At 62.1% G+C, this 12,739-nt stretch carries 12 protein-coding genes; 1 reads left to right on the forward strand and 11 read right to left on the reverse strand.

The window, feature by feature from the left end; translation table 11 throughout:
• Positions 1-5 precede the first annotated feature (5 nt).
• The 11 genes from C4J89_RS01190 to C4J89_RS01240 form a co-directional block, all read right to left on the reverse strand.
• Positions 6-650, reverse strand: a complete 645-nt coding sequence (locus tag C4J89_RS01190; protein WP_034117212.1) for a methionine ABC transporter permease — start codon at positions 648-650, stop codon at positions 6-8.
• On the reverse strand, positions 640-1,755 hold the full coding sequence (locus C4J89_RS01195; protein WP_124413528.1) for a methionine ABC transporter ATP-binding protein: 1,116 nt from the start codon (positions 1,753-1,755) through the stop codon (positions 640-642). Before C4J89_RS01195 ends, C4J89_RS01190 begins: the two co-directional genes overlap by 11 nt.
• Positions 1,752-2,567 carry a MetQ/NlpA family ABC transporter substrate-binding protein gene (locus C4J89_RS01200; protein ID WP_124413529.1) on the reverse strand — a complete coding sequence of 272 codons (816 nt, stop codon included), beginning with the start codon at positions 2,565-2,567 and terminating at the stop codon, positions 1,752-1,754. Before C4J89_RS01200 ends, C4J89_RS01195 begins: the two co-directional genes overlap by 4 nt.
• Positions 2,568-2,711: 144 nt before the next feature.
• Positions 2,712-4,064 carry an LLM class flavin-dependent oxidoreductase gene (locus C4J89_RS01205; protein WP_124413530.1) on the reverse strand — a complete coding sequence of 451 codons (1,353 nt, stop codon included), beginning with the start codon at positions 4,062-4,064 and terminating at the stop codon, positions 2,712-2,714.
• Entirely contained in the window at positions 4,064-5,257 is a 1,194-nt protein-coding gene (locus tag C4J89_RS01210) for an SfnB family sulfur acquisition oxidoreductase (RefSeq protein WP_124413531.1), read from the reverse strand. Before C4J89_RS01210 ends, C4J89_RS01205 begins: the two co-directional genes overlap by 1 nt.
• Positions 5,258-5,281: 24 nt before the next feature.
• A complete protein-coding gene (locus tag C4J89_RS01215; protein WP_124413532.1) occupies positions 5,282-6,523 on the reverse strand; it encodes an SfnB family sulfur acquisition oxidoreductase in 1,242 nt (413 codons plus the stop codon).
• A 187-nt stretch (positions 6,524-6,710) separates the two neighbouring features.
• Positions 6,711-7,487: a hypothetical protein gene (locus C4J89_RS01220; protein WP_124413533.1), complete on the reverse strand. Its 777-nt coding sequence runs from the start codon at positions 7,485-7,487 to the stop codon at positions 6,711-6,713.
• Between the two features lie 310 nt (positions 7,488-7,797).
• On the reverse strand, positions 7,798-8,544 hold the full coding sequence (gene tcyN, locus C4J89_RS01225) for an L-cystine ABC transporter ATP-binding protein TcyN (RefSeq protein ID WP_124413534.1): 747 nt from the start codon (positions 8,542-8,544) through the stop codon (positions 7,798-7,800).
• Positions 8,545-8,547: 3 nt separating this feature from the next.
• On the reverse strand, positions 8,548-9,213 hold the full coding sequence (tcyL, locus tag C4J89_RS01230) for a cystine ABC transporter permease (RefSeq protein ID WP_003187646.1): 666 nt from the start codon (positions 9,211-9,213) through the stop codon (positions 8,548-8,550).
• A complete protein-coding gene (tcyJ, locus tag C4J89_RS01235) occupies positions 9,213-10,007 on the reverse strand; it encodes a cystine ABC transporter substrate-binding protein (protein WP_124413535.1) in 795 nt (264 codons plus the stop codon). The genes tcyL and tcyJ overlap by 1 nt, the downstream gene beginning before the upstream one ends.
• Positions 10,008-10,284: 277 nt before the next feature.
• Positions 10,285-11,280, reverse strand: coding sequence for a D-cysteine desulfhydrase (locus tag C4J89_RS01240; protein WP_124360784.1), 996 nt, complete (start codon positions 11,278-11,280; stop codon positions 10,285-10,287).
• A 246-nt stretch (positions 11,281-11,526) separates the two neighbouring features.
• Between C4J89_RS01240 and epsC the strand changes: the two genes are divergently transcribed.
• Positions 11,527-12,453 carry a serine O-acetyltransferase EpsC gene (gene epsC / locus C4J89_RS01245; RefSeq protein WP_124360785.1) on the forward strand — a complete coding sequence of 309 codons (927 nt, stop codon included), beginning with the start codon at positions 11,527-11,529 and terminating at the stop codon, positions 12,451-12,453.
• Positions 12,454-12,739: the final 286 nt, after the last annotated feature.

Raw genomic sequence — 12,739 nt, forward strand, 5'->3', positions numbered from 1 at the left:
ATACCTCACCTCTTGTTCAGCACCCGCGCCAGTCGATCGCCGCCGAGTTGGATCACCGCCACCAACACCACCAACAGCACAATCACCGTCAGCATGATCTGCGTATCGAAGCGCTGGTAGCCATAGCGGTACGCAATGTCGCCCAAGCCACCGGCGCCAATCGCCCCGGCCATGGCCGACGAGTTGATCATGGTCACCAGGGTAATGGTGAACCCGCCGACGATCCCCGGCAGCGCTTCGGGCAACAGCACATGCCAGATGATGTGCCAGCGGCGGCACCCCATGGCCTGTGCGGCTTCGATCAGCCCATGGTCGACCTCGCGCAGGCTGACTTCGGCGATGCGCGCAAAGAACGGCGTGGCCGCGATGGTCAGCGGCACGACTGCCGCCCATACACCGTAGGTGGTGCCGACGATCAGCCGGGTGAACGGGATCAGTGCCACCATCAGGATCAGAAATGGAATCGAGCGGAACAGATTGACGAAGGCGCCCAGCACGCGGTTCAGCGCCGGTGCCTGGTAGATGCCACCTTTGTCGCTGGTGACCAGAAACACCGCCAGCGGAATCCCTACCAGCAAGGCGATCAACGACGACACGCCCACCATCAACAAGGTGTCGATGGCGCCCTGTACTAAACGATCAAACCACATAGCCCAGCACCTCCACCTGTTGTGCCCAGTTCGCGGCGCGTTTGCGCAGTTCTTCGGTGCTATGGGGCGAGCCATTCACCGCCAGCAGCAGTTGCCCCAAGGCATGGCCCTGAATCCGTTCGACGCCGCCCTGCAGCAGACGCACACGCCCGCCGAGGGCACTGAACAGCGCGGCCAGGTCGGGTTCATCGCTGGCACTGCCGGTGAACTGCAAGCGCAGCACCACGGCGGCTTCCGGCGATTCAGGCTGGGTATGCAACCGGTTTTGCAGTTCTTCCGGCAGCCCATGTTGCAGCGGCGCCAGCAGGGTCTTGCTGACCTCGTGTTGCGGGTTGCCGAACACGTGCCACACCGGGCCTTGCTCGACGATGCGCCCATGCTCCAGCACCACCACGCGGTCACAGATGTCGCGGATCACCGCCATCTCATGGGTAATCAACACGATGGTCAGGCCCAGGCGCCGGTTGATCTCGCGCAGCAGGCCGAGGATCGATTGGGTGGTTTCCGGGTCGAGGGCCGAGGTGGCCTCGTCGCATAGCAAAATCTGCGGGTCGTGCACCAGCGAACGGGCGATGCCCACGCGCTGTTTCTGCCCGCCCGAGAGCTGCGCTGGATAGGCCTGGTGCTTGTCTTGCAAACCCACCAGTTCCAGCAGCTCACGCACCTTTTGCTCACGCTGCGGCTTGGGCACCCCGGCGACCTTGAGTGGCAGTTCGACGTTCTGCCAGACGGTCTTGGCCGACATCAGGTTGAAGTGCTGGAAGATCATGCCAATGCGCCGGCGCAGCGCGACCAGGCGGTCTTCATCGAAGCCGCCGATGTCCACCTGATCGATCAGCACGCGCCCGCTGCTGGGTTGTTCCAGGCGATTGATGGTGCGGATCAGCGAGGACTTGCCGGCGCCGCTGCGGCCGATGATGCCGAACACTTCGCCGCGCGCAATCGCCAGGTCAATGCCTTGCAGGGCATGCACCGTGCCGTCATAGGTTTTGCCCAGGTTGATGAAACGCACATGGGCGCTGTTCAAGTCCGGATGCAGTTCGGTCTGCTCGGCGTCCCTGGGCGGTGTGCCCAGGTCGCGCAGTTGGGCGTTGGCGGCGGTCATTTTTTATCGTCCCAGCCGACCTGGTAGAGCTTGCCGAGGGATTTATCCAGGGCGGCGCGCACCGTCGGCGAGTGCTGGTAAATGTCGACGAACTTGATCACCCTCGGGTCGGTTTTGCTCTTGGGCTGGATCACGAACTGGATCACGTATTCCGGGTGGTCGAGGCCATCGAACAGCAGCGCCGACTCGGCATCGAAGGTCTTGGACAGGCGGATGTACGCCGGGTAGCCCTGCACCAGGTCGGCGTCGTCATAGGCGCGTACCAGTTGCACGGCCTCGACTTGCAGGATCTTGATCTTTTTCGGATTGCTGACGATGTCTTCTTCAGTGGCCTTGTAGCCCACCCCCGGCTTGAGCATGATCAGCCCGGCCTTGGCCAGCAGTTGCAGGCCGCGCCCGCTGTTGATCGGGTCGTTGGCGATAGCCACGCTGGCGCCTTCGGGCAGGTCATTGAAGCTTTTGTACTTTTTCGAATACAGGCCGACGTTGTTGATGATGCCCGGCGCGTAGGGCACCAGGTCAAAGCCGGCGGCGGCCTTGGCGTTTTCCAGGAAGGGGATGTGCTGGAAGTAGTTCACGTCGATATCGCCGGCGGCGAGGCTGACGTTCGGCGCGATCCAGTCGGTGAATTCCACCAGTTCGACCTTCAGGCCCTGTTTGCCGGCTTCTTCTACAGCGGCTTCCAGGGGAATCGCGAAGGCGGCGGTGGTGCCGACTTTCAACGGCGCATCGGCGGCGAATACGGCCGAGCTGAACAGGCCGAAGGCCAGGGCCAGTGCTTTGACTGGGTGGGTGAGCAGGATTTTTTTCATAAATTTTTCCAGTCATAAGGTATTGGTACAAACAATGAAGATCCAATGTGGGAGGGGGCTTGCTCCCGATGAGGGAGTGTCAGTGAATGTCGCTGTGTCTGACCCACTGCTATCGGGAGCAAGCCCCCTCCCACAATTTTTGGTTCAGTGTCGATAGGTAGACCCGGTGTGTTGTTCGGGAAGACGCGCAGTGCCATGGAAGACTTTTTCGCGCAGCGTTCCTTGCTCATATTCAGTCTTGTACGAGCCACGCTTTTGCAGCTCCGGCACCACCAGATCAATGAAATCCACATAGCTTTCCGGCGTCACGATGCGCGTGAGGTTGAAGCCATCCAGGCCGGTTTCGCTGATCCACGATTCCAGTTCGTCGGCGACCTGCTCGGGCGACCCCACCAGCGTGATGTAGCGCCCACCGAGGGCGTGCTGTTCGAGCAATTTGCGCCGGGTCCAGTCGTTGTTCTGCAGGTTCTTGGTCGCCGACTGGATGGCGTTGCTCTTCACGTACTGGATCGGTTCATCCAGTTCGTACTCGGAAAAGTCGATCGCCGTGGACGCCGAAAAGTGCGCCACGCCGGCCTCCGCGCTGGCATAGCTGAGATACTCGGCGTGCTTGGCCCAGGCCAGTTCCTCGGTCGCGCCGACGATCACGTTCAGGCCCATGAACACCTTGATGTCATCCGGATTGCGCCCGGCCTCCACCGCGCTGGCGCGCACTTTGTCCACCTGGATTCGGGTTGCGGCCTTGTTCTGCCCGCTGATGAACACGCACTCGGCATGGCGCCCGGCGAACTGCAGGCCGCGGTCCGAACTGCCGGCCTGGAACAGCACCGGCGTACGCTGCGGCGATGGCTCGCACAGGTGATAGCCCTCCACCTGGTAGAACTCGCCATGGTGTTCGACCTTGTGCACCTTGCCCGGCTGCGCATACACCCGTGCCTTGGGATCGTTGACCACCGCGTCATCTTCCCAGCTGCCTTCCCAGAGTTTGTACAGCACCTCCAGGTATTCATCGGCCTGGTCATAGCGGCGGTCATGTTCGACCTGCTCGGTCAGCCCCATGGCCTTGGCGGCGCTGTCGAGGTAGCCGGTGACGATGTTCCATCCCACCCGGCCTTGGCTCAGGTGGTCGAGGGTGGACATGCGCCGGGCGAACAGATACGGCGGCTCGTAGGTCAGGTTGGCGGTGAGGCCGAAGCCGAGGTTCCGGGTAACGGCCGCCATGGCCGAGACCAGCAGGAGCGGGTCGTTGACCGGCAACTGGATTGCTTCCTTGAGCGGCACGTCGATGGACTGCTGGTACACGTCATACACGCCGACGATATCGGCGATAAACAGACCGTCGAACAGCCCGCGCTCGAGGATTTTTGCCAGGTCAGTCCAGTACTCGAGGGTCTTGTACTGGGTGGACGTGTCCCGTGGATGGGTCCACAAACCGTGGTTGATATGCCCGATGCAGTTCATGTTGAAGGCATTGAGCAGGATTTTTTTCTTGCTCATCAGATGGTCCCCCGCAGCGGCGGGTTTTCATCGTTGAGGTAGTAATTGCCCACCGCGTGGTATTTCCAGCGCACCGGGTCATGCAGGGTGTGCACCCGTGCGTTGCGCCAGTGGCGATCCAGGCCATGCTCGGCCAGGGTCGCCTGGCTGCCGGCCAGTTCGAACAGCGTGCTGCCGGCGGCCAGGGAGATTTCGGTGCTCAAGGCGCGTACTTCGGCGACGGCGATGGAGGCGGCCGCGACGGTCTGGGCATTGCTGTCGGCCTGGGCACGGTCGAGGAATTCGCCCGAGCGCTCCAGCAGCGCTTCGGCGGCGTGCAGGCGAATGCTCAAGTGGCCGAAGCTCTTCAAGGTCAGCGGGTCGTCGGTGGCCTTGTCGCTGCCCGAGTCGATCCAGGGACGGGTCTTGGTGCGCACAAAATGCAGCGCGTCTTCGAAGGCGGCGCGGGCGATACCGGTGTCGATGGCGGCATGAAGAATCTGCGCCAAGGGGCCGACGGTGGTCGGGCGTTCGAAAGCGCTCTGGAACGGGACCACGTCCTGCGCCGCCACCCACACGTTGTCGAACACCACTGAGCCGCTACCGGTGGTGCGCTGGCCGAAGCCGCTCCAGTCGTCAATCACGCTCAGGCCCGCGCTGTCGCGGGGCACAAAGGCGAGTTGCTGCACGCCGTGTTCATCCACCACCGAGGTGGGGATACGCTGGGCGTAGATCGCGCCAGTGGAATAGAACTTGCGGCCGCTGATGCGAAAACCCTCGCCATCACGCGTGAGCCTGGTCACACGGTCGTGGGCGGTCTTGGTGCCCAGCTCCGCCAAGGCGTTGCCAAAACGCTGGCCGGCCAGGACCTCGGCGTACAGGCGCTGCTGCTGCTCGGGGCTGCCGTTGACCCGCAGCACTTCAAGGGCATAGAAGTGGTTCTGCGGGATCTGGCCCAGGGAGGCATCGGCCTGGGCAATCAGCGCGATGACCTTGGCCAGGGTGACGTTGGACACGCCAGCACCGCCGTAGGCCTTGGGCACGCTGATGCCCCACAGGCCGGAGCGCGAGAACACGTCCAGTTCGGGCAAGGGCAGGCGGCGCTCGCGGTCGCGCTGGGCGCTGTCGCGACGGAAGTCTTCAGCCAGGTCGCTGGCGACAATAAGGGCTTGTTCGTCGCTGGTGATGACCGCGACGGGGTGAGAGAAAGTCATGATGTTCTCCAGATGTCTGGTCGGTCAGATCCAGGAATGGCGAGCCGGCAGAGTGCCGTTCAGGCGATAGGCGCCCACCGCGTGATACTTCCAGCGCACCGGGTCATGCAGCGTGTGGACCCGCGCATTGCGCCAGTGCCGGTCAAGGTTGAATTCGGCGAGGGTGGCGCGGCTGCCGGCCAGCTCGAAGAGTTTTTCGCTGACCTGCAACGCCACCTCAGTGGTGAGTACCTTGGCTTCGGCGACGGCGATCGACGCGCGTGCAGCGGACTGCGCGGTGAGCGGCGCAGCGCTGACCTGGTCCAGCACCTGGCCGGCCTTGCGCAACAGCGCCTCGGCGGCGTGCAGTTCGATTTTCAGCTTGCCGATGTCCGCGATCACATACAGGTCGTCGCTGGCCCGTTCGACCTTGGCGTCGATCCACGGGCGCGAGCGTTCACGTACAAAGGCGATGGTGTCGTCCAGGGCGCCACGGGCAATACCGGCGTCGATGGCCGCCTGGATCAATTGCGAGACGGCACCCTGAATATTCGGGCTTTCGCCCAGGCGCCAGTTGTCCACCACCAGTTCTGCGTCCACCGGTACCCGGTCGAGCAGCACGGTGCCGCTGGCGGTGGTGCGTTGGCCAAAGCCCGACCAGTCATCCACGATGCGCAGCCCTTCGCTGCCACGGCGCACGAACGCCATGACTTGCTTGCCGTCGTCGTTGAGCGCTTTGATGGCCACCCAGTGCGCAAACAACGCGCCGGTGGAGTAGAACTTCTGGCCGCTGACCACGTAGCCGTCACCCTCGGCGGTGATACGCGCCTTGAGCTCCAGGGTATTTTTGGTGCCGCGTTCCGGGCCGCCATTGCCGATGCGCCAACCGTCGAGCACGCTCTGGAACAACTGCTTTTTCTGGCGCTCGCTGGCGATGCTCTGCAACAGGTGCAGGATGCCGAAATGGTTCTGCGGGATCTGCCCCAGGGCCGGGTCGGCCGCGCTGATGATCGCGAAGACCTCGGCCAGGGTGACGAATGAAACCTGCGGGCCGCCGTATTCACGGGGAATGGAAATGCTGCCCAAGCCGCTGCGGGTGAACTGTTCGACCTGCGCCCAGGGCAATTGGCGTTGCTGGTCGCGCTTGGCGGCTTGCAGGCGCGCGGCGTCGGCCAGCTCATGGGCGGCGCTCAGCGCCTGGGCGTCGTTGCGCAGCACCGTGGCCGGCAACAACAGTGGGGCTACGTCCAGATCACTCTGGAGGGGTGTTAGAGCCAAGTTAGACATCAGCGCCGCTCCTTGGCTGCACGTAATGCCCTGGCGTTATGCACCGGGGTAATTCTGACCATACCGACCTCGCATTCAATGAAATAAAAACAAAACAATCAGGAATGTCCGGTGGTCCGGTGCATATACCCTAAGCGTGTTTATTTTTTAAATAAACTAACTTTTAGGAATATGCATAGAAGGCGCGTCACCCCGGTTCGCAGGGGGAGCCGAAAGGGCGAGGTTGATACACGTCCTTGGCTGCGCCAGGGCAGGTGGGAACCCAGGCGGCGATGCGCAAGGTGCGGGCTGGCGCCCAGCGCGAATTGTTGCCGACGCGGTCCAGGATGCAGTACGTCACCTCCAGGCGGCAGTCGTCACCGCCTTCGATAATGACTGTCGAAGGCACCCAGACCTGCACCGCCAGGCCGACGTCCCTGGCCAGGATGTTCGGCAGGTCCATGCGCACGTCACCCCAGCGCAGCGTGATGGCATCGCCACTGGCCATGTTCGCGTAAGGCTCGATGCTCAGCGGAATTCCGCGTTGCACCTGGCGACTGTTGACGCCCTGGCGGCGGATGGTCTCGGGCAGGCTGACCGGCGCGAGGTTCTGGTTTTCGTCGCTGTACAGGGCCGACGGCGCGCCGCCCGGGTAGTTGGTTTTGACGCGGACCTGGGTGGTGGCCGAGCGCGCCGGGCCGTGGCCGATCTGCATGATCTGGTAATGCACCCGCGCCGGGCCATCCTGTACAAAACTTTCCGGCACTCGCAGGTGGGTAGGCGTGCCGATTTTGCCGGCGGTCACCCGGCGTGAGGCGGCAAAGCAGTTGTTCCAGAACAGCTCGATCAGGTCGCCTTCTTCCATGCCGGGGTAAGGTGCGATGTCGACCTGCAATTGGGCAGCCGCATGGGCACTGATACCGTTTCGAACGGCTTGGGGCAGGGTGGGTGCGGTCAGCATGGCCGGGGTTGTAGTGTGCGTCATAAGTGATCTCCTTGATGCAGCCAGCAGCAATCGTTCCGGGCCTGGGCGCGGGTGCGCAAAGGGGCCGAAAGAACGATTCAGTGAGTAGCCGGGATAGGATCCAATCCTCTGGACGCTAGATAAGAGGGTTGGGCCGGGGGCGTCAATGGCGGCAAAAGGCTAAACGGCGGGTTCGAGGATATTCAGAAGGGTCTGACTGGAAGGGGTATTTCAAGAGGGGCGCAACGTGGTGTTTTACCGGTGGCACTGGCGATTCGGTGTAGGAGCGGCTCTTTGTGGCGAGCAAGCCCGCTCGCCACAAAAAGCTGGGTCAATGGGCGAGAAACTTGCTCAGGAACTGCTGGGTGCGTTCTTCCTTGGGATTGGCGAACAGCGCCTTTGCTTCACCCTGTTCGACGATCACGCCCTTGTCGAAAAAGATCACACGGTTGGCCACATCCCGGGCAAAGCTCATCTCGTGGGTGACGATCACCATGGTGCGGTTTTCTTCGGCCAGGCTGCGGATGGTCGCCAGCACTTCACCTACTAATTCGGGGTCGAGGGCCGAGGTGGGTTCGTCGAACAGGATGACCTCCGGCTCCATGGCCAGCGCCCGAGCGATCGCCACACGCTGTTGCTGCCCACCGGACAAGCGCCGAGGATAAGCCGCCTCCTTGCCCGCCAGGCCCACTTTGGCCAGTAGCTTGCGGCCCAGCTCGGTCGCCGCCTCGCGTGGCATCTTCTTGACCACGATCGGGCCTTCGATGACGTTTTCCAGCGCGGTGCGGTGGGGGAACAGGTTGAAGTTCTGGAAGACAAAACCGACGTGCTGGCGCAGGCGTCGCACCAGGCCCTGTTGCTGGTTGAGTGGCTTGCTGCTGTCGATCTCGATGTCGCCCACCTTGATGCGGCCGCTGGTGGGTTCTTCGAGAAAATTCAGGCAGCGCAGGAACGTGGTCTTGCCGGAACCGCTGGGGCCGATGATGGCCACGACTTCGCCGGCCTTGACCTCCAGGTCGATACCGTTGAGCACCACCTGGCCGTTGAATTGTTTGGTCAGCTTTTCAACCACGATCATGCTTCAAGACTCCAGGTCGTGCCGGTTGACCCGGTCTTCCAGACGATTTTGCAGATGCGCCAGGATGCTCGCCAGGATCCAATAGATCAGGGCTGCGGACAGATACATGGTGAAAATTTCGAAGGTGCGCGCCGAGACCAGTTGCGCCTGGCGGAACAGCTCGGGCACCTGGATAGTGGCGGCCAGCGCCGTGTCCTTGACCAGCGAAATGAAACTGTTGCCCAGCGGCGGCAAGGCCGTGCGCATGGCCTGCGGCAGGATGGCCCGGCGCAATGTCTGCGCGCGGGTCATGCCGATACTCGCGGCGGCTTCCCACTGGCCACGCTCGATGGACGCGATGGCGGCCCGCAGGATTTCACAGGCGTAGGCGGCCATGTTCAGCGAAAAGCCGATCATGGCGGCCGGGATCGGGTCCAGCTCGATGCCCACTTGCGGCAAGCCGTAGTAGATCAGGAACAGTTGCACCAGCAAGGGCGTGCCGCGAAAGAACGACACGTAAACCCGCGCCGTCCAACTCAGCAGCTTGAAGCGCGACAAGCGCATCAACGCCAGGCCGAAGCCCAGCAGCAGGCCGAAAAACATCCCACCCAGGCTGAGGATCACCGTGTAATACGCGCCCTTGAGCAAAAAGGGCGCGGAGTCCAGCGCGAGTTGGAAACCTGCTTCCATTATTGAGTGACGTCAGCGTTGAAGTACTTCTCGGACAACTTCTTCAAGGTGCCGTCGGCGCGCAGCTTGTCGAGGGCCTTGTTTACCGCCTCGAGCAGTTCAGGCTCGCCCTTGCGCAGGGCAATACCGGCTTCCTGGCGGGAGAAGGCGTCGCCGGCAGTGGTGGTGTCTTCGGCTTTCTTGGCGTATTCCAGGGCGGCGAGGCGGTCGATCAGGATCGCGTCGATGCGGCCGATGCGCAGGTCCTGGAATTTGGTCGGGTCATCGTTGTAGGTTTTGATGATGGCTTTAGGTTGGTTGTCCTTGAGCCATTGCTCGTAGTTGGTGCCCAGGCCCACACCGACTTTCTTGCCGGCCAGGTCGTCGGCGGTCTTGATGCTGTCGACATTCTTCGCCAGGGTCAGCGCCTGGATACCGGAAATGGTGTAGGGCTTGGAGAAGTCATACTTCTTCTTGCGCTCTTCGGAAATCGTCACCTGGTTGACCACGGCGTCCAGGCGTTTGGATTCCAGGGCGGCGAGGATGCCGTCCCATGGTGTGGCTTGCAGCTTGACCTTGACGCCCAGCTCCTTGGCCAGCGCCTCGGACAGCTCCACCTCGAAGCCGCTGAGCTTGCCGCTTTCATCGACAAAGCTGAACGGTGGGTAGGTGCCTTCCAGGCCGATCTTGATCTCGCCGGCTTTCTTGATGGTGTTCAGTTGCTCGCCGGCAACCGCCTGGCCAAGCATGCCTGCGCCGAGCGCCAAGCCCAATGTGCCGACCAGCAATGTGCGACGCAATACAGAAATAGTCATGAAGAGCCCCTGTGGTTTTTTATGGTGAGCGAAGCCGGTGACGCAGTAGCCGTATCCTGCCTTAAAGCGCGGTGCGCGTCTTCGCCTTCGGCGCGATGATAAAGCCGGTTTTTAAGACTTGAAAATAATATAAATCATGTTTGATATTCGTTTTTGAAATATACGCGAAGCCAATGTGGGAGGGGGCTTGCTCCCGATAGCGGTATATCAGTCAACTCCTCGGACACTGACCCACCGCTATCGGGAGCAAGCCCCCTCCCACATTTACAGCGCTCGGTCAGTTAAACACCGAATCATAGGCAAACAATGCCGGCGCTCCGCCGGTATGCAGGAAGATGATCGGCCCGTCTGCGAACCGCTGACGCCCGATGCCGTCCAGCAGGCCGGCCATGGCCTTGCCCGTGTAGACCGGGTCGAGCAACAAACCTTCCTGACTGGCCAGAAGTTTGATCGCCGACAACGTACCCGCATTCGGTTCGCCATAGCGCGGGCCGAAGTATTCGTCCCACAGGATCACCTTGAACGCCTCTGGCACGTTCATGCCGAGCAGTTCGGCCGTGCGCTCGGCCAGGCCTTGCACTTTCGGGCGTTGGGCTTCATCGGTGCGCGATACGGTGACGCCGATCACCGGCAGGTTTGGCAGCGCTTCGCTCAACGCCAGTGCCAGGCCGCTGTGGGTGCCTGCGCTGCCGGAGGCCAGTACCACCGCCGCAAAGTCGAGGCCGCTGTCTTCGATCTGCGCCGCCAGTTCCAGGCCTGCGCGCACATACCCCAGCGCACCGAGGGCATTCGAGCCGCCGATAGGCACCAGGTAGGGCTTCTTGCCGTTGCTGCGCAGGCGATCGGCGAGGGCGTTGAGTTGGTCGTCGGCATTGTCGAGGTTTTCCACCCGCTCCACCTTGGCGTCGAACAGCTCCAGCAACAGGCGGTTGCCGTTGCCCAGGTAGTTGGGGTCTTCGGTGCCGGTGGGGTTTTCCAGCAGGGCGACGCAGCCCAGGCCGAGCCTGGCGGCCAGCGCGGCGGTCTGGCGCACATGGTTGGACTGGATAGCGCCGGCGGTGACCAGGGTATCGGCGCCCTGGGCGATGGCGTCAGCGGCGAGGTATTCAAGTTTGCGCAATTTATTGCCACCCATGGCCAGTGGGGTGGTGTCGTCGCGCTTGACGTAGATATCCCTGCCCAGCCAGGCCGACAGCCGCTCGAGTTTTTCCAGGGCGGTGGCGCCGCCCAACAGTTCCAGACGGTTAAAGCGGTCGAGCTGTTGTTTGATCATTGCTATGCACGGTGGCTGAGTGATGGGGCGACTATAGGCAGGCACTTTTCATCGGGCAACCGCCAATCGCTTATGGGCTGGGGTTATATGTTTGGGATAATTGGTTATTAAGGCTGCTTTCAGTGCATGTCGTAGAGTGGGTGTCTTTTCAGGGGCAAGCTGTAAGCGGCAAGCTGCAAGTTGATCGCGGTTTGCTTGCAGCTTGCAGCTTGCCGCTGCGCCCCCCCTATTCAGGAGCAAACCCCTTTGAGCGAGCGTTCCAGCCATTGGCAACTACAGACCATCGTCAGCCAACTGCGCAGCGCCCGGGACCAGTGGCGAACGCGCAATGGCCGCTTGAGTGGCGAACATGGAGGCCGCGAACTACCGTCTCGCCAGGCGGTGGCGCAGATTCTCGAAGCCTTGTGCGGCGCACTGTTCCCGATGCGCCTGGGCCCGGTGGACCTGCGCGAAGAAAGTGAAGACTTCTACGTCGGGCATACCCTCGACGTCGCCCTTAACGCCTTGCTCGCCCAGGCCCGCCTGGAGCTGCGCTACGCCGCGCGCCAGGGCGGCCAGGATGACCGTGAGGTCGACGCCCAGGCCATTCGCCTGATCCAGGATTTCGCCCTGGCCTTGCCGGCGTTGCGCAGCCTGCTGGACACCGACGTACTGGCCGCCTACCACGGAGACCCGGCCGCGCGCAGCGTGGATGAGGTGCTGCTGTGCTACCCCGGCATCCTGGCGGTGATTCACCACCGCCTGGCCCATCATCTGTACCGCGCCGGTTTGCCCTTACTGGCGCGGATCAGCGCGGAAATCGCTCATTCGGCCACCGGTATCGATATCCACCCCGGCGCGCAGATCGGCCCGAGTTTCTTCATAGACCACGGGACCGGCGTGGTGATTGGCGAGACGGCGATCATCGGTGAGCGAGTGCGCATCTACCAGGCGGTGACGCTGGGCGCCAAGCGCTTCCCGGCGGATGAAGATGGGCAATTGCAGAAAGGCCATCCGCGCCACCCTATCGTAGAGGATGACGTGGTGATCTACGCCGGCGCTACGATTCTGGGGCGGATTACCATCGGCCAGGGTTCGACCATTGGCGGTAATGTGTGGCTGACCCGCAGCGTGCCGGCCGGGGCGAATATTACCCAGGCGAATTTGCAGCATGATGATGGTGCGCAAAAGTAACGAACCTGCACAAATCCCTTGTGGGAGGGGGCTTGCCCCCGATAGCGCTGCACCAGCCAATACCTGTGCTGGCTGACCCACTGCTATCGGGGGCAAGCCCCCTCCCACATTTTTTATGTGTATTTCAAACCGGCGATTGCTGAACGTTTTGTCATCCCCACGCGTCATACCAGTCCCTAAGCTAGTGTAGGAATCACCTACCACTCGGCCCCGAAATTAGTCCCAAACCGCCTATCCATGTTTAACTTGAACGTTCGTTCAAGTTAAACCGGTGGTTCGCTGCCCG

The sequence above is a fragment of the Pseudomonas sp. R4-35-07 genome (assembly GCF_003852235.1).
Lineage (GTDB): Bacteria > Pseudomonadota > Gammaproteobacteria > Pseudomonadales > Pseudomonadaceae > Aquipseudomonas.